Origin of the sequence: Pelagibius sp. Alg239-R121, from assembly GCF_947331435.1 — a bacterium.
Lineage (GTDB): Bacteria > Pseudomonadota > Alphaproteobacteria > Kiloniellales > Kiloniellaceae > Denitrobaculum.
The window spans coordinates 1-16997 of the sequence record NZ_CAMZOF010000026.1 but is presented as its reverse complement, the minus strand read 5'-3'; the positions used below and the strand labels follow the sequence as shown (position 1 = coordinate 16997).

Annotated in this window: 14 protein-coding genes; 5 read left to right on the top strand and 9 right to left on the bottom strand. The window is 52.6% G+C overall.

Going from position 1 to position 16997, the window contains the following annotated elements:
• Positions 1-76: 76 nt before the first annotated feature.
• The 4 genes from QMZ18_RS36540 to QMZ18_RS36525 form a co-directional block, all read right to left on the bottom strand.
• Positions 77-2032, bottom strand: a complete 1956-nt coding sequence (locus QMZ18_RS36540; RefSeq protein ID WP_282611382.1) for an acyltransferase family protein — start codon at positions 2030-2032, stop codon at positions 77-79.
• 141 nt (positions 2033-2173) lie between these two features.
• The gene (locus QMZ18_RS36535) at positions 2174-3241 is read right to left on the bottom strand and encodes a glycosyltransferase (RefSeq protein ID WP_282611383.1); all 1068 of its coding nucleotides are present in this window, start codon (positions 3239-3241) and stop codon (positions 2174-2176) included.
• A gap of 230 nt (positions 3242-3471) precedes the next feature.
• Positions 3472-4647, bottom strand: coding sequence for a glycosyltransferase (locus QMZ18_RS36530; RefSeq protein WP_282611381.1), 1176 nt, complete (start codon positions 4645-4647; stop codon positions 3472-3474).
• A gap of 176 nt (positions 4648-4823) precedes the next feature.
• Positions 4824-5885 (bottom strand): hypothetical protein, encoded by a 1062-nt coding sequence (locus QMZ18_RS36525; protein ID WP_282611380.1) that lies wholly within the window; start codon positions 5883-5885, stop codon positions 4824-4826.
• A 341-nt stretch (positions 5886-6226) separates the two neighbouring features.
• Here QMZ18_RS36525 and QMZ18_RS36520 point away from each other — a divergent pair, with 341 nt between their 5' ends.
• A complete protein-coding gene (locus QMZ18_RS36520; RefSeq protein WP_282611379.1) occupies positions 6227-7018 on the top strand; it encodes a class I SAM-dependent methyltransferase in 792 nt (263 codons plus the stop codon).
• 109 nt (positions 7019-7127) lie between these two features.
• Here the strand turns inward: QMZ18_RS36520 and QMZ18_RS36515 are convergent, their stop codons facing one another.
• From QMZ18_RS36515 to QMZ18_RS36495, 5 genes are all read right to left on the bottom strand, one after another.
• Positions 7128-7841 (bottom strand): glycosyltransferase family protein, encoded by a 714-nt coding sequence (locus tag QMZ18_RS36515; RefSeq protein WP_282611378.1) that lies wholly within the window; start codon positions 7839-7841, stop codon positions 7128-7130.
• Positions 7841-9043 carry a UDP-4-amino-4,6-dideoxy-N-acetyl-beta-L-altrosamine transaminase gene (gene pseC, locus QMZ18_RS36510; RefSeq protein WP_282611377.1) on the bottom strand — a complete coding sequence of 401 codons (1203 nt, stop codon included), beginning with the start codon at positions 9041-9043 and terminating at the stop codon, positions 7841-7843. Before pseC ends, QMZ18_RS36515 begins: the two co-directional genes overlap by 1 nt.
• Positions 9044-9291: 248 nt before the next feature.
• Positions 9292-10365: a hypothetical protein gene (locus QMZ18_RS36505; protein WP_282611376.1), complete on the bottom strand. Its 1074-nt coding sequence runs from the start codon at positions 10363-10365 to the stop codon at positions 9292-9294.
• A gap of 350 nt (positions 10366-10715) precedes the next feature.
• On the bottom strand, positions 10716-11606 hold the full coding sequence (locus QMZ18_RS36500; protein WP_282611375.1) for a class I SAM-dependent methyltransferase: 891 nt from the start codon (positions 11604-11606) through the stop codon (positions 10716-10718).
• Between the two features lie 3 nt (positions 11607-11609).
• Positions 11610-12440, bottom strand: coding sequence for a phytanoyl-CoA dioxygenase family protein (locus tag QMZ18_RS36495; RefSeq protein ID WP_282611374.1), 831 nt, complete (start codon positions 12438-12440; stop codon positions 11610-11612).
• A gap of 523 nt (positions 12441-12963) precedes the next feature.
• Here QMZ18_RS36495 and pseG point away from each other — a divergent pair.
• The 4 genes from pseG to pseI all read left to right on the top strand — a co-directional run bounded on the left by pseG (position 12964) and on the right by pseI (position 16841).
• Positions 12964-14037 (top strand): UDP-2,4-diacetamido-2,4,6-trideoxy-beta-L-altropyranose hydrolase, encoded by a 1074-nt coding sequence (pseG, locus tag QMZ18_RS36490; protein WP_282611373.1) that lies wholly within the window; start codon positions 12964-12966, stop codon positions 14035-14037.
• A 103-nt stretch (positions 14038-14140) separates the two neighbouring features.
• Complete coding sequence (locus tag QMZ18_RS36485; protein ID WP_282611372.1) at positions 14141-14839, top strand: metallophosphoesterase; 699 nt, start codon at positions 14141-14143, stop codon at positions 14837-14839.
• Positions 14836-15795 carry an ATP-grasp domain-containing protein gene (locus QMZ18_RS36480; protein ID WP_282611371.1) on the top strand — a complete coding sequence of 320 codons (960 nt, stop codon included), beginning with the start codon at positions 14836-14838 and terminating at the stop codon, positions 15793-15795. Before QMZ18_RS36485 ends, QMZ18_RS36480 begins: the two co-directional genes overlap by 4 nt.
• On the top strand, positions 15792-16841 hold the full coding sequence (gene pseI, locus QMZ18_RS36475; RefSeq protein WP_282611370.1) for a pseudaminic acid synthase: 1050 nt from the start codon (positions 15792-15794) through the stop codon (positions 16839-16841). Before QMZ18_RS36480 ends, pseI begins: the two co-directional genes overlap by 4 nt.
• The last annotated feature ends 156 nt before the right edge of the window (positions 16842-16997 follow it).

Genomic DNA, 16997 nt, shown 5'->3' with positions numbered 1-16997 from the left:
TTCGTCCCGACAAAACTGTCGGAATAGCAGCAGAAAATCCACTTATCTCAACTGTTCAGATTTGCCGAACCACCTCTCATTGCCGCACCGACAAACTCTTGTCTCCCGTTATGACACCATAAAAATCCATCTTCTCGCCAAGAAGGCGAGACCCTTCATGCGAGAGATGTCCAGAGTCCATGTATATAAACACCCCATCTTCCGTAACTATACATTCGCCGTTTTTGCATATGTAATCTTTTAATCTGACAACCTTATGGCTTTTAGCAAGCTTTGACATGAAACCATCAACAGTGGCGTTGGCCACTTCGACTTCGTTCAACGACCTATTGCAATTCGTTATGTTGGCGCCGAACCAAATACTACGAGCGATACAGTTGGCAGCGTTTTTTCCATTTGATGGCGGCGACTGAAACACAACCGGCGACACATTGTTCTGCTGCAGCCAATCTAGGGTTTCTTTAAAACGTTCCACAAGAAAATCGACATCCGGTGCGCGTGCCTGCCCATCAAAATAAAGCTGAGCATCTCCTTTGAGGTAAGACGTGAGAGGAGAAGCCAAGACAGCAAATTTCAGGTTTTTTGTTGTGGAGATGTAATTTTTAACATTTTCGTTAAACTTCAAACACGATATCGCCCTCATTTCCGTATTTCTTGGAGGGGCGATCGAGGCCACATCTAAAATTGGTGCGCAGCGGGTTTTTGTCATTTGCACAATAGCTGCATCCGGGTTTGATGCGATAATCCCATTGACGAGATGCATCGCGTGGGAATCGCCCCAGACAATAATTTCCGGCTCATCGCTGGTCCTGCACTCAGGGACCAGCTTAAAAACCGTATTGCAAGTGTTGTCCAGTCCGCGGTTGGGGCGCAATCGATTCTCCAGATTTAGAACCAGCGCTTCATTTCCGTGGCGCCACGGAAAACCCGAAGCTTTGTGTCCAATAACACCAAAGGCTATCAAAGCGGCAGAAAAGCCGGCAGCGCTGGAAAAAACCATCTTTCGATTGAAAGCTGATTTGTTCCGAAAGGGCCGCTCAACAAATCGCCACGAAAAATATGCTAGGATCAACGCCAATATGCTGAGGCTCAGATAGGTTGCATCGGAAACCTCACCCCACAGCCTTATACGTGCAAATGCAAAGATTGGTTGATGCCATAGGTAGGCACTGTAACTTATAAGGCCGATTCCAACGACTGGCTTCCAGCCAAGAATTTTTCCGACAACTGTACCCTGTCTGCCAAAAACAATAGTCAGCGCCGTTCCAATCACCGGGATCAAAGTCCAAAAGCTTGGAGTGCCTACATATTTGCTAAAAAAGAAAAATGGATAAATGACCATCGCAAGGCCAATAGCAGAAGCAGACTGTGCCACCCAGCCACTTCGCTGTACGACGCTAGTCGCACCAATCGCCAAGATTGCTCCGATCCCAAGTTCCCAGGCACGCGTCGGGAGCAGGTAAAAATTGATCAAAGGGTATGTTTTCGCTCCCCAATCTGATACACCAAGGCTCAGAGCAGCCAAAACAACGAGAAGCGCCAACACAAATACTCGACCAGACCGCGCGATCACAAGTATAAATAAAGGAAATAGAAAATAAAACTGCTCCTCTACTGAAAGTGACCATGTATGTATCATTGGCATTAGATCTGCAGTGGAAGAAAAATACTTACTGCTCTCTTGTAGGAAGAGAATGTTCGACGCAAAAATATTGACTGCAACGAGGCTCCTCGCAAATCCGGCAAATTCGTCCGGGAGCATCCAAAGCCAAGCGAACGGAATGCAAACCATGCTCACGAACATTAGTGCAGGCAAGATCCGGCGAACACGACGTTCATAAAATCTAACGAGAGAGAAATCCCCCTCCTGAATTTCTCTATAAATAATCGTCGTGATCAGATAACCGCTGATGACAAAAAAAACATCAACCCCAATGAACCCGCCGCTGAATGCCTCAAATCCGGCATGAAACAGGATCACAGGCACCACCGCCACTGCGCGCAAGCCATCTATTTCTCTACGATACTGCATTCCGACTTTCGTTCTGGCTCAACAGGCAGTTTGATCGGTTCATCGCATAACACTGCAACGAATTTCCCACCAGTTCAAAGATCTATTCGTTAAAATCGGCGTAGGTATCGCACCAACATGTCACCAGCCGTCTTCTAAAGCCTATTGCTCGGCATCTGGCGAGGGAAACAACAATCGGTCCCATTGCGCTGAAACAATCTCGAGTGAGTAGTTTTCCATCCGCCGCCGCGCCTCCCTCCCCAATCGCCACCGCAGTTCAGGTTGATCAATGAGCGATTGCATACATTCCGCCAGATGCTCTGCATCATCGGAGCGGAAAACCAAACCGGATACATCGTCTTCTATGTATTCAAGAGCGCCCGGCAGAGAATCTGAAACGATGCAAGGCAGGCCATGCGCCATGGCCTCGAGTAAGGCGTTTGGCGTTCCTTCATATATTGAGCTAAGAACGAAGATACTGGCGGCCCGGTAGTATGGATTAGGATCCGTCACCAATCCAAGTAACGTAACCCGTTCAGACAGACCGTTATACTCGGTCAGGTCTGATAGGATATCACGTTCACGGCCTTCACCAAGTATCTGCAAGCTCCAACCTTGAGCCTTTATGCCTAGCCGCCCCAGCGCCTCTATGATCAGGCGGTGGTTTTTCTGCGGATCCAATCTTCCAACACTCAAGATCACAGGCAGTCGCTCGCAATCAACGCCTGTATGCTGCAAAATAACCGGATTGCGAACCGACAGCAGCTTCTGTCTCGGCACGTAGTCTTCCATAGCCATGACAGCGTGCTTAGTGTTTGCTGTGACAACATCTGCGAAACGATAGAGCAACCACCGCAAGTTTTCCCACAAAAAGCCAACCTCTTGCCGTGTGGGATCGTTTCGTTCGGAGATAATAATCCTCCGCCTGAGTCCAAGCGATGCCAGGATCAAAAAGATGTTTGTCACTGTGATGAACGAAATGGCCGCTTTAGGCTTGGATTCTCGCAAATGCCGGCGAATCTTAAATATGGCGCCAAGATTAAAAAGATGTGCGGCCGCACGCCCTGCGTCAGACGGTTTTTGCCCGACAACGACACGTTGGACGTCGACTGGCAACCTGTAAAAGTCTGTCTCTTGTGCCATCCAGGTAATAACCTGGACCCTGCGACCCTTTTGGACCCAAGCATCAATCAAGTTCTTTGCTACGCGTTGAGCGCCCCCCCCTCTCATGTCGTGTATTATGAAAGTGATATCGGTTTCTACATAACCGTCGGTATTTATGGGTGACAAGCTATTATAGCCCCTTTAGGTCGTCAGTTTGGCCGTACATGGGAAAGCGCTCGAAGGCCCTGAACTCTATAAAATACCGCCACGCATAATGCCCCCTTGGTTAAAAAGTTTCCCACTAACCAGAGTTCACACAATTCTGGGCACAATCGAGAACTACGCGGTCCATATTTTTAACTCAACACAGAATCGTAGATCGTTTCCAGTTGGTCCATAACAGCACCTGGAGAATAAGTGGCCAAGCAGCGTTCGCGAATTGCTTCTTTGTCAAATTCATCATAACCGCGCATTATCAACGCCATCCCTTCTGCCAATGCATTAACATTTTTCGGCTCCACCAGCACACCATTGCTAGCATCAATAAGTTGCTGTGGACCGCCGCATGCAGTTGCCACCACTGGCACACCACAAGCCTGCGCCTCTATAATTGGAATACCAAAGGTTTCATAGTGACTTGATAGCACATAGGCATCCGCGAAGTTCAGTTCTTTGGCCACGCGCTCGCGTTCAAGCGGGCCAAGAAACGATACCTGCGCTTCGATTCCCAAAGCTACCGCGGTCGCTTTCAGGTCATCGAAAAGCAGCCCGCTACCCCCAATTCGGAGCCGGACACCCTGCCCTTTGAAGCCTTTGGCGAAGGCTTCCAGGAGGAGGTCGTATCCCTTAACCGGGTCGTGCCGGCCCACCGTGAAAAAAGTGAAGGCGCCGGACGTTCCTTGAGCAGTCTTTCCTCGCTTCACGAACAGACTGTCGTCAACCATGTTGGGAACGACCGTCCATGGCCGAACATCATCGCCAAAAAGATTCTCCAATACGGCACCTGTGCTCTCGCTGATCGGGGCGCGCATACTGGCTTGAGCAAAAGCCTGGCGCATCAATGGCATATCCTCTGTCTTGACGGTTCCCCGGGCGTAGTTGGAGGTATATTCGGTCAAGACGTACGGGATGCCCATTGCACGGTAGACTACGTTCGCCGCATATCCGCACCACTTCGAACCATGCGCATGTATCAGGTCCGGCCGCCCATGGCGTTTTATGTAGTATTTTAAGCAGCTTGGACCAAGACGCCGGGTCGCAACCGGCATGCGTTGCAAGTAAGAGATTTTTGAGGTCAGCGCATAGAACTCGCAGTTGCGGATAACCGGCGCATCGAACTCTCTCTCCTCCCACATAAAACCGCCCCGGCGCAAACAGTCCCACAGGCTGTAGTCGCGCTGCATCAATGCAACGACCCCTACCTTGTAGCCTCTCTCTTTATAGGCTTTCACATGCAGCCGAAACTTTGAGCCATGCCGCGGATCTCTATCGGATACGTAGCTGTCGACCAGAAGCAATATGTGTTTTTGCATACGCCGCTATCCCGATCGATAACGAACGTTGAGAAAGTACGGATAGGACAGAATTTGCGGGATGAAAGCTTCCACTGAAATGCATTTCTTGGCAAAGCTACGACGCGAGATGTGGTTCATGGGGTCAGGTCGTACGCCGCTATCGGCTGAATCCGTTTCCGAAACGCGCATTTCGGTCAAGGCATTGTGTGAGGAATGGGGCGTTCCTGATCCTCAAATCCGTGTAGCGGCAATTTGCCTGACAAGTAACTGTCATCCGATGCAATTTTGGTCCGAACCCCAAACGATTTCTCACAATATTCTGCCACTTCTACAATATAGTCGAGCGAGGACAAACCCGTTGTCTTGTCTGGAATACTGTGTGAATGGACGTCGCTCGTATAATATTTCTGCAACGCAGACAATTCTGGAAAAGCCTCTAAATATTTTTCCTGATCATAAAAATGATCATTGCTTTTCCCATCCACTCCGCAAAGAACGATTTCCTTGTACCCCATCTGAACCGCAAGCATGATCAACAAGCCAATTGAGTTTCTTATCTGCGGAACTGGCGGACAAACACCGCTGCCATGCGAAAGCAGTGCCGCCCGCCTCAAATCGTCAAAAAGAGTCAATGGATCATTCTGCACACCCTTTGGGATAAGCAGAACCGGCAACACGGAGATTGAGGTGTGTCCCGACTTTGCAAATTTCTTGAATCCGTCTGTTTCAAATATTTCGTAACCATGTTGAAAATCACCGCCTTTGATGATGAACTTCGTGTCTTTGTACTTGCTGGCAACCTTTAAGAACATGTCATCCAGCAAGTCCATCACGGCTGCCCCACGCACCGTCTTTTTCCCCAACTGAGTGAAATAGAAACCGGGAACAAAGTCATGAACGAACCAGAGGTTAAGCCCCCAAGAGTCGTCCTTTGATATCTGATCAAAGTCACTTTGCAAGAGCTTATTGATACTCGGACCGCTACCCAGAATAAAAACCCGGTCGCTCTTTCGTACCAAACACTCGTCAATAGGCTTGATAAGCGTACGGGCGATACCGTCTTTTTTCAGACCTATCTGCTTTAGCGCTCTCACGACATGGACAAAAAATATTTGCCTGTCTTCTTTACCCAAAGACCGAAAGAAACTGAGTAGGCGCTGGACGTCAGGACTTCCGAAACCGCATTTCGCCAATCCGGATAAAACAATCAAACCTAAGTAGACGAGAAATCGCCATAATCTACCAAGCCTATACATTAACCAGACGACTCCACTCTCGTTGCCTTGCCATTACCCGAGAACGCCACCCCAGGCCTCGTAGCTGCAAGTGCGTCAGAAACCATAATCTTGAATTTAGAAGCAAAATACACGTGAAGCATCGGCGGGGTGGGACCTAATTGAACGCTGCGCCCATAAGGGTCAAGCTACATTCCAACAATTACAAAGTATCCAGCCGGACCTAAACAGGCCTGGGTGGAGAAAACTCGCTTCCACATGCGCTCTTGTGTGCGTTCTTTACGTTCACTAGGTTGACCCACGCCCGCAACAATCGTGCAATACAGCCGTTTTTTCGAGAGTTTCAGCAGCCGTTGGATATTATGAGATATTTCAGAGCCGCATTTAATCTAGTCTACACCTATTATCCCTACCTGCTGAAACCCGCTGTCTGGCCTGCGATTTGGCGAATGGAGATTGCCGAACGTGTGTCGAGACTGTTCGGGAAGCAGAAACCGAGCAGAACCGCAGACGCAGCGGTAGACTGGTGCGCGCACCTCGCCATCTCGACAGAGGACGCCCTCGCCGAATTAAACGTTGCTGTCGCCAATCCCGAAACTATCTATCCCGAGGTTTTCGACCAAGCAAAGCAGGCTGAAGGAAACTGCCCGATAAAGATGGGGGGCGCCGGCAACTTGACCCTTTTGTATTCATTGGTCGAAGGTCTGAATGCTACGCGCGGGATTGAAACCGGCGTCGCCTATGGCTGGTCCAGTCTTGCCACCCTCCTCTCATTGCAAAAGCGTCAAGGCCAACTCTTCAGCGTTGATCTTCCGTATTTCAAACTCCGGAGCGACAACTGGGTCGGCTGTGTTGTCCCCTCTGGTCTTCGCGGCAACTGGCAGATTTATCGCTGCGCAGACCGCGAAGGCTTGCCGCAGGCCACCCGCGCCGCCGGCTCTATCGACTTCGCTCATTACGACTCCGATAAATCGGTTCCGGGCCGGCTTTGGGGCTACGATGTTCTCTGGAATGCCCTTCGATCAGGCGGCCTCGTAGTATCGGACGACATCGGCGATAATGACGGCTTTCAACAATTCTGCGAGAAGATTGGCATTGCGCCCATCGTCGTCGTCGATCAGGGAAAGTACCAGGGCATTTTGCGCAAGCCCTAGAACCGCGATCATAAAACTACCCATCCGGCTTGTAGGCAAAGCCGTCTCGGGAAGCGGAAATCTTAAGTCATTTCTGCCAGGACGGCATCGCCTTGAATAGCCCGGCGCCTCACCTTTGATGGCGCGCCGCATTCAACGCGCGAATCTCCGGATGAGCCCTGACGACCTCCAGGGCGCTCTGCCAGTCCCAGTTGTCGGCGGGAAGGTGCTGAAAAAGGGCGCGGAAAAAAGCCAGATCCTCCGGATAATCCAGGGTCCAGCGTTCTTTGCCCAGCGCGGCATCGGGACCATCAATGGCCAGCTGCCGCAATTGGTCGCTGTTGCGCATCCATGGCGTCACATGTTCCCGTTCGTCGCTCAGTTTCGCTGCCTTCCAGGCCATTTGCAGCGCCTCCCATGTAAAGGCCTCGCAATCCAGCCCATGGGGGAAGCCGTGGCTGAAATTATTGGCCGCATAATCAGCCGCCCGGCCACCGCCGAGCGCCGCCAGCACTTCTCCACAGAGATTCGGGTCGATCATGGGGCAGTCACTGGTCACACGCACGACCGCGGACGCACCTAGGGCCTTCGCGGCATTGTAGTAACGGTCGAGCACATCAGTTTCAGAGCCCTGCACAACCTCGGCTCCACAGGCACGGGCTTCACGGGCAACCTCATCATGCTCGGTTCCTGCCGGCACGGCACAGCAGAGGATGTCTGCGCCGGGTATAGCAGCGCAGCGGGTTAGCACATGACGCAATACGCGCTGCCCCGCCAGATCCATCAGCACCTTTCCCGGCAGGCGGGTCGAGGTCATACGCGCCTGCACAATGACGGCTTGCATCAGGCCGTGTCGGTCAAAATGCCGGCGAGAGCATTGACAACAGTATCCACATCATTGTCATTCATCGCAGGAAACAGGGGCAGAGAAAGACAACGTTCATAGTAGGCATCGCCCCCCGGCAAGCTGAGCCCCGGGTAGAGCCCGCGGTAATAGGGCTGCCTGTGCACCGGGATATAGTGGACCTGCGTCCCGATCCCCGCATCCTTCAGACGAGTCATGACCTCTGCCCGCGACAGACCCAGCGCAGGGAAATCAATCAGTACAGGATACAGATGCCAGCCATCGTCCGCCGAACTCAGGCGCGGAACAGGCCTGACCACATTTGCCAGGGACGCCAGCAAAGTGTCGTAACGCGCGGCCAGGGTCCGGCGCCGGGCAAGGAACGCCCCGAGCTTCCGCAACTGGCTCTCTCCGAGCGCGCATTGTAGATCACAGGCCCGATAATTGAAGCCGGGCTCGGCCATCTCGTAGTACCAAGGATTGGTCCGACCCTCCGGGTCCCGGGCTTCGTCTTGCTGCGAGAACGCACCGGGCTCCCGCGTCATGCCATGGCTGCGCAGGCGCGCGACCCGGCGGGCCAATTCGGGGTCGCGGGTTGTAACCGCTCCCCCTTCGCCCATGGCGATCGCCTTAACGGGATGGAAGGAAAAACACGCCATCGCTGACAAGGGCGCCGCCCCCACGAGCGCTCGCTTGCCGTCCGCAGCGTACGCGCCACCTAAGGCATGGCAGGCATCCTCAATCAAAGCGAAGCCGTACTCCGCAGCGACAGACGCGATTTCACCCATGTCGCAGGCTTGTCCATTGAGGTGCACAGGTATGGCCGCGCGAACCAGACTTGGATCGTCTGCCCGAGCCAGGGCCGTTCGCAGAGTTTCGGCGGTGAGCAAGCCACTGTCGGGATCGACATCCGCAAACAGCACCTCCGCGCCGACAAAACGGACAACATTAGCGGTTGCCAAAAACGTGACCGAGGGAACCACCACGACATCGCCAGGTCCCAAGTCAAGTGCCAGGACGGCGAGATGAAGGGCCGCCGTTCCGTTTGCGCAGGCAATAGCGTGAGGAGCTGTCACGGTTTCGGCCAGAGCCGCCTCAAAGCGGCCAACCGCAGGACCTCCGGTCAGAAAATCCCCGCGCAAGACCTCAGCAACAGCCGCGATATCATCCTCGTCAATTGATTGGCGGCCGTAGGGAATCATGCTGGTACTACTCCTCATCTGCGGCTAAGACTTGCCGCTGCGCTGAGACGGCTCAGGCAAGCCGTCCGAGCACGCGCAAGATGCTAGTTCAATGCGGCCGGTCAAGAAAGAACGTAAGTCGATTGAAACCCGATAGGCTTTGAGGCTGTCCATAACGACCAGTGAGAAGAGCAAATACGCTAAACAGTCTGCTTGGCTCGTCACACATCGCACCTGCGCTGCAGCAGATGCAATACTCTGTGTGAGCTTCAGTCTGCGGTACTCGTCGCGGGGGCGGTGCGAGCTGCAGCCCCTGTCTGTCCTGAATCGCTCTCGTACAGGCAAAAGTAATTGGCATTGTCTCTCGAGACATCTTCAGGGATCGCGACATCAGCCGGGAGTGCGTACTTCCGGTAAGGCAGGTACGTGTTAACGACGTTTTGCATGAAACTGCGCCATGTGAGATGAAACCGGCGCCAGCCCAACCTGCCGAGGAATCGCCCGGGAAATTGGACTATCTTTTGTGATAAAGGCAGGTTCCAATACAATGTGGCACGGTCTTTATTTACTGGCTTTTCATCGCAAAAATAGCGCCGGTACCAAAAATATCCGGCCCGATCATTCGATCCTATCGTTTTAGCCCCGAAGAAACGCAGTGTGCGTTCCCGTGCAAAAGTCAGTTTCATAGCCAGGCTCGAGTACGCAACATTTACCGGAGGGGCCGTTTCGAACAACTTCCGCAATTCACCAACCGAGTGTTCAGATAGACCAAGCGGCTCTGCTAAGAAGCTAAATTCCTTTATTTTTGACAGGGGAACGACGCTGACATGATGGAACCTTTTTTTGTAAAGGTCATGCAGCCGTTTAAGAGAAAACGCCTCCACATCAAAGTATTCGAGACTCATTCCCTGCGTTACCGGCTCCAGCTTGTCGTACAGATCGGCGGACACAAAAAACTCATGGGCGCTTTTGACGTTCCCCTGATGTATCATTTGCTGATAAACCGATGTCAGATAGTCCAGAGGCTCACGGATCGTGATCACGATGTGCGCGTCTTCTCCAAAGAGTTCGAGGTTGTGATCAGCCGCTCTTTCCCAAAGCCGCGGATTCCAGTTCACCAAACTTTCATCGCTGATAAGCGTTTTTTCCGCCTCGCCGAGGATAGCATTCAGTCGAGATTTCTCGCCTACGCTCAAGCCATACAAATGATGCTTTCGACATAGGAATATGAATTCAGGGTCGTTGTAGGAAAGGTCAGCTTCGATATCCCGTAGTCTTGGAAACACTGAACGCTGCAGGGTCGTTGTCGCAGTCTTCCCCAAGCCGATGTGTACAATCAACATGCGCGTACTCTCAACAACCGCTGTCTAGGTTGTAATTCTCAGTCTCCTCGCAAAAAGACAGACAGCCTGCGAGGCGTCCAGGTACTTCCGTTTCACTCATTGACCGGCACCAAATTAAAAACCGCTCCGTAATCGTTTCCACGCCAGACCCCGCGACCACGCCAGAGGCTGACAGCCTCACCTTGTGTCCCAGAGGGCTATAACTGGTTCGATGTCCCAGGCTATCACAAGCCTCGTCGGGTTTGGAACTATTTGAATTTAATAATTCTTTCCCATTCCTCGCATATTTTCGCACCTTTACCAGGGTCGAATTTCTGACTTTTGGATCATAGTTCCGAACCTCGCCGCGCTCAGTCGTGAAGCTTCAACACCAGACACATGTTTCTGCCCAAACCGACCTGAAAGGCAGAGCGGTAAAAGTTTACGTACTTTTCCATCCCGTTCCTCGCCACGAACAAATCGAGCTGAATCCGTGCCTCATGGGCAAACTTACCCAGACTTTGATCTTTTGTGTAATTTGACGAATTTCCCCACAGATACATCTCTATCGGAAAATCGCTTACGCCGTCGACAATCCGGAATCCGTAGGAACGAACAAATGCGCCGACATTATCATCATTGAAGTAGTTCAAATGCTGTGGCGGCAGGAACCAATGATCTTTCTCAATCTTGCCCTGATCCCGGGCAAGGCGTTGTAGTGCACTGAAATCATTGGGAACTTGCACAAACAGGCAACCATCCGGATTTAACAATCCGGAGATATTCTGCAACAACTTTTCCGGTTCAATGACGTGTTCCAACACGTTTTGAATGGCAATAACGTCTTTTTTAACACCCGCGGAAATCTGTTCTTCCAAATAGGCGCTGGGGTTTGTTGCAATCACGTGCCGTACGATATCGGGATTGAATTTCTCAACTGGCTGAAGCTGGTAATCCACGCCAAGCGTTTGCCATCCCTTTTCGACACTGCTCGCAACCAAAAATCCCTCGCCGCAGCCGATTTCAAGGAAAGAAACATCTTGTGTCTTCGCAATATGCTGGCTCAACAGCTCGATATTGCAATCCGCCCTCAGTTTTTTCTGCCGAAGTTCGTCATCGGAGTACTCGACCTGATAAGTCGCGGTGACATTCTCGCCGAAATAGATTTCACGATAGAAGGCGTCAAGTTCATCCTGTGTCGGCCGCGGGACAGCTTGAACGTATCCCAGGTTCATTTCTTTTTGTTTATAGTCGGACGTCATTTTTTACCTGTTTCGATAGTCAGCTATTGTTGGAAGCAGGTCATCGTAACCTTGCTTTGGAGATATCCGGTCGGTCTCATCTTTTGGTGGAAGCGATAAGAAGCCCAGGAGAGCTTTCTGCTGATTCGTTGCCTGTGCGTAGATATCCTCGCTCACGCCCCTGACCGGGTCAAAGTTTTGCTTCACCCACCAGGGCCTAAAGGTTGCCACCAGCGACCAGCGATCCCGCCCGGACTTGTTTTCCAATGCGCCATGCCAAAGCCTGCTGTCCCAGATAACGACGTCTCCCGGATCACAACAGAGGACCTCGCCCAAACCTTCGAGTTCCCGGTCGGGGTACCGTGGCAAGCGATGCGAACCGGGGACGATGATCGTTGCGCCGTTCTCACGATTCTGGCCGCTGAGCGAGATAACGACCTGCATGGAGTTGGGATGATACCCGGAGCTCGGCACATAGTTGTCTATGTGCAAAGGCAAGGGATCAACACTGCTCCTTGCATTGTAGTAGGCAAGCAGAAAGTTCTCGTCCTCGCCCGGTATCTGCCTGTAGTAGGGGTCTTGCAGAAATGGACGCAGCGGCTTCAAAAGGCCGTAGTCCGTTAGCAAAGACAAGTAAGCGATGTGCTTATAATGCAGATGATAGACGTATTTATCCCGCTGCTGGTTCGGTGCCAGGTTGGAAAGCGATTCAGCATCCAAGCTGCGGTTCAGTTCTTTGGTCAGGGCAAGTATGGGCTTTAGAACTGTTTCGAAATCGAAAAACTTTGGCAGAACCGCATAGCCAGCATAGTCAATCATCTTGACGGTGTTTTCTAAATCTAAGTCGCTAAGCACTCAAACGCTCCAGGTTGGGTTGATGCTGAACACACTCGCCATCTCAACTCGGTCCGGCATTCATGATCCAGTCTCGATTTACGGCACGATCAGATTGGAAGCGGCACAAGTTTCAGCTACGGCCGTGATGCGGCATTTCAGACTGGATCAGTTAGGTCAGGCGGTCACTCGCTGTCAAGAACGGAAGGCGCTGATTGAATACCGTACAGGCGGCGCGACCGGGAGGCTGCGGGGTTGCATGTCCAAACCGGTCTGTGGGCGGTCCATGACCTTAACTGCGACCCGCATGATCGAGAACGCCTCCCCTCCCGCCCCGATGACCGGGCTTCCGGTCATTCAGCAAACTGTAAAAACACTGCCGTCCTCAGACAAATCTCCAACTTTGTCCAAGGATCGCGTGACGACTGTGCCAATGCGATCTATAAGCTAATTCTGCTGTTGCTCGATGATAGCAAGCATCGCGTCAGCCTGTTTGTAATCAATGAGCTACCTGCTCCGCGTCTTTAACAGTGGATCGACTGTCATGTTTGTGGCGTTTCGCGCTGACGCTTCGGAACAGATCGGCTCCGGCCATCTCATGCGCTGCATCACGCTCGCCGATACGCTCAAGGAGTCCGGCGCGCAAACAAGATTCCTTTGCCATGATCTACCCGACTCAATGTGGCAACTCGTCAAGGCTCGCGGGCATCAGTTAATGTCGGTCAAAAGCCCTGAAACCGATGCAGCCGCTTCATCGCACCTGCTCTCGGACCGGCACTGGGACTGGCTGATCGTCGATCACTACGGCCTCGATATTCAGTGGGAAACTTTTCTGCGTCGGCGCAGCAGCAAGATAATGGTTATCGACGACCTCGCCAACCGCCGGCACGATTGCGACATGCTTCTCGATCAAAATTACCGAAAATCGGATCGTGGCCGCTACGCGAATCTGGTCCCACCCTCATGCAGCCTCAGATTGGGGCCCAAATACGCTTTGCTGCATCGCGATTATGCGCGTCTGCGCGCCTCCGCCGAGCCGAGAGAGTCGGTTAAGCGTCTACTGATCTATTTTGGCGGGTCCGATCTGGCGGACTTGACCAGCCGCTCACTTCGTGCCGCTGTTTCGCTCGGACGAACAGACCTGAAAATCGACGTCGTGTCGTCGCAAATCAGCCCGCGTTCGAACGAAGTCCGAAAGATCGCAGACGATCATCCAAGCATAACCTGCCACCAAAACCTGCCCAGCCTTGCACCGCTCATCGCCGCCTCGGACCTTTCGATAGGGGCTATGGGATCGACCAGTTGGGAACGAATGTGCCTGGGCGTTCCAACGATTGGCGTCATCCTGGCGGATAATCAGAAGGAGGTGGCCGCGGAACTGCAGGAAGCAAACTTGGCTGTTTGCCTGGGGACACAAGAAAATGTAAACGAGGAGATGATCGCCGGCCGTCTCCGGAGAGTGGTGCAATCAAGAGATTTCAGGACATGGTCCGAACGTTGTATGTCACTCTGCGATGGCCGAGGCACTCATCGCATCGCAGAAAGCCTGATAAACGACGCGAAAACAGCTTCTCCGGTACTTACGGAGCAAACGCCTGAGAAACCAGCTCAGTCATAGATAAACCAGAGGCCTGTCACCGCAGCCACAGTCCAAACAGTGCCGCCGTTCGTTAAGAAACGCTCGAGACAGAGTTGAGTTGAGGTGCCCCTTAAGGAAAACAATGCGCATAGGACTACTTGGAGATATTCACGGAAACGCAGCGGCGCTTGCGGCGGTGCTCGAAGCGGCAAGGGGGCTCGATATCGAAACGCTCTTGGTCACTGGCGATTTTGTCGGTTACTACTATGACGCCGACAAAGTCCTTCAATTGCTCAGCGGATGGGACTTCCATGCCGTCCGTGGAAATCATGAAAACATGCTCCTCGACGCATTGAGCGACTCAAGTCGCGCCCCGGCATACAGACAAAAATACGGTTCGGGTCTCGACCGGGCTCTTGCATGCCTCACCAAAGCCGATCTAAGTTTCCTTGCTGGCCTCCCTGCCAGTCGAACCATAAACATCGATGGAAAAAACCTGCTTATTGCGCACGGTACACCCTGGGACACGGACCAATACCTCTATCCGAATTCCGATGAAGGGTTATGGGGCAAAGTGGCTTCACACGAAGCCGACTACATTGTCCTGGGTCACACGCATTATCAGCACGTTCGGAAGATGGCAGGCAAACTGATCATCAATCCTGGCGCTGTCGGACAACCGCGCGACCGAAAACCCGGGGCTGCCTGGAGCATTCTGGAGACTGAGACTGGCAGCGTTGAGCATAGGCGGGAGACCTATGACATCGCCGGCCTTGTCGAACGGACACAGGCAAAGGATCCCGATCACTCTTATCTTTGGACGGTACTGACCCGCAGATGAAGACTATTCTTGTGACCGCAATAGGGGGAGATATAGCCCAGGCCGCTGCCACCATCATTCGCGAGGCCTTTCCTGATTGGCGGATTATCGGGTCTGACATGAAAGACCGGCACGGCGGGCAGCTCTTCACTGACGCACTGGAGATTGCACCCGCTGCCTCCGACGGCACTTATGAAACCTGGCTAGGCGGCTTGATAAACAGAAAAAGCATCGACCTTTGCCTGCCATTGTCGGAAGCAGAACTCGGATTTTTTTTGGAACGCGGCTTAACGACTCTTGCCGGCGCGGATATCATCACGCCCGGACTGGAGGCGCTATCTGTCGGTACCGACAAATTCAAGACGGCACAGTTTCTGGAAAACCACGGGATACCGGGACCCTGGACCTTGTTGGATGCAACAGCTCTGACAGAATCCCATTTGCCGTGTATCTATAAACCAAGAACAGGTGTGGGTTCGAAATCCGTATTCGTCTGCCATGAACTGGAAGCAGCGGCCCTATACGCCAAGTTTTATCCAGGAGGCGTCTTTCAAGAGCTTTTGTTGCCGGCGGACCAGGAAATCACCTGTGCCGTGTATCGCTCCAGAGAGGGCGAGATAGCCGTGCTGCAAATGCTTCGCGAGCTGACAGGTGGATTCACCGGCTGGGCTCAGGTGATTGAGAATCACGAGATTCTGGGGCAATGTTCCCAATTGGCCGAGGCCTTGGACGTAAGAGGCTCGATCAATGTTCAGCTGCGTTTGACAGAGGTCGGACCGCGAATTTTCGAGATCAATTCGAGGTTCTCGTCAACCACCTTAATGCGGCACCGGATGGGCTTCCAGGATCTTGCCTGGACCTTGACAGAAATAATTGGTGAACCAGTGAAAACGAATTCTCCACCAGCAGGTACGACCGCCGTCCGGGTGCAAGCTGCCGCTGTTCTTGATGTGGATCGAGAGGAAAACGACACGTGAGTTTCAACATTGGCGGCCGGCCTATCGGGCCCGGCAGCAAACCATTCATCATCGCCGAAATGTCTGGCAATCATAACCAGTCTCTGGATCGCGCGCTTGAGCTTGTCGAGGCGGCTGCCGAAAGCGGCGCTGATGCGGTAAAGCTGCAGACCTACACGGCAGACACGATTACGCTCGACGTCCGGGGCGGCGATTTTGAAATCCGGGATGAAGCAAGCCTGTGGTCCGGCAAAAATCTGCACGATCTCTATAAGAAGGCTTATACCCCATGGGAATGGCACGAACCGATCATGCGCAAAGCCAAGGAGCTTGATCTTATCTGTTTCAGTTCGCCGTTCGACGAAAGCGCGGTTGACTTTCTGGATGGCTTAGGCGTTCCCGCATTTAAGATAGCGTCATTCGAAAACAATCACTTACCCTTGATTCGCTACGCGGCAAAAACAAAGAAGCCCCTAATCATCTCTACCGGGATGGCAACGCTTGCCGAACTCGACGAGGCGGTCAAGGTCGCGCGGCAGGCCGGCTGTTCCGACCTCACGCTCCTGAAATGCACCAGTAACTACCCCGCAACACCTCAAAATACCAATGTCGTGACAATCCCACACATGCGCGAACTCTTTAAATGCGAGATCGGCTTGTCGGATCACACCATGGGGGTGGGGACATCCGTCGCAGCCGTAGCACTGGGAGCGACGGTTATCGAAAAACACTTTACCATGCGACGCGCAGATGGCGGTGTTGATAGCGCGTTTTCACTTGAACCGGAGGAGCTCAAGAGCCTGATCGTCGAAACTGAACGTGCCTGGCAGAGTTTAGGCCAGATTTCATACGGTCCCACTGAAGCGGAGGAAAAATCTCTTATTTTTCGTCGCTCCCTCTACATTGGTCAGGACATGAAAGCCGGCGACGTCTTGACAGCCGATACTCTCAAAATTGTCCGCCCCGGAAAAGGTCTGCACCCTCGCCATTACGAGGTTCTTCTGGGCAAACAAGTCTCGCGAGATGTCAGCAAGGGCGATCCGGTCGACTGGGAGATGTTTACCTAACCAGCCGGCGTAAAGGCCGACCTGCAACACCCCGGACCTGTAAACATCCAAACAATCTCGCGCCGCGGCATACTGGGTTCAAGCAATCCAACGGTAATCCCCCCAATTTTAGAGGGGCCTGTCAGTAGAATTTAAGCTGCTTTCAGTTTCTGTATC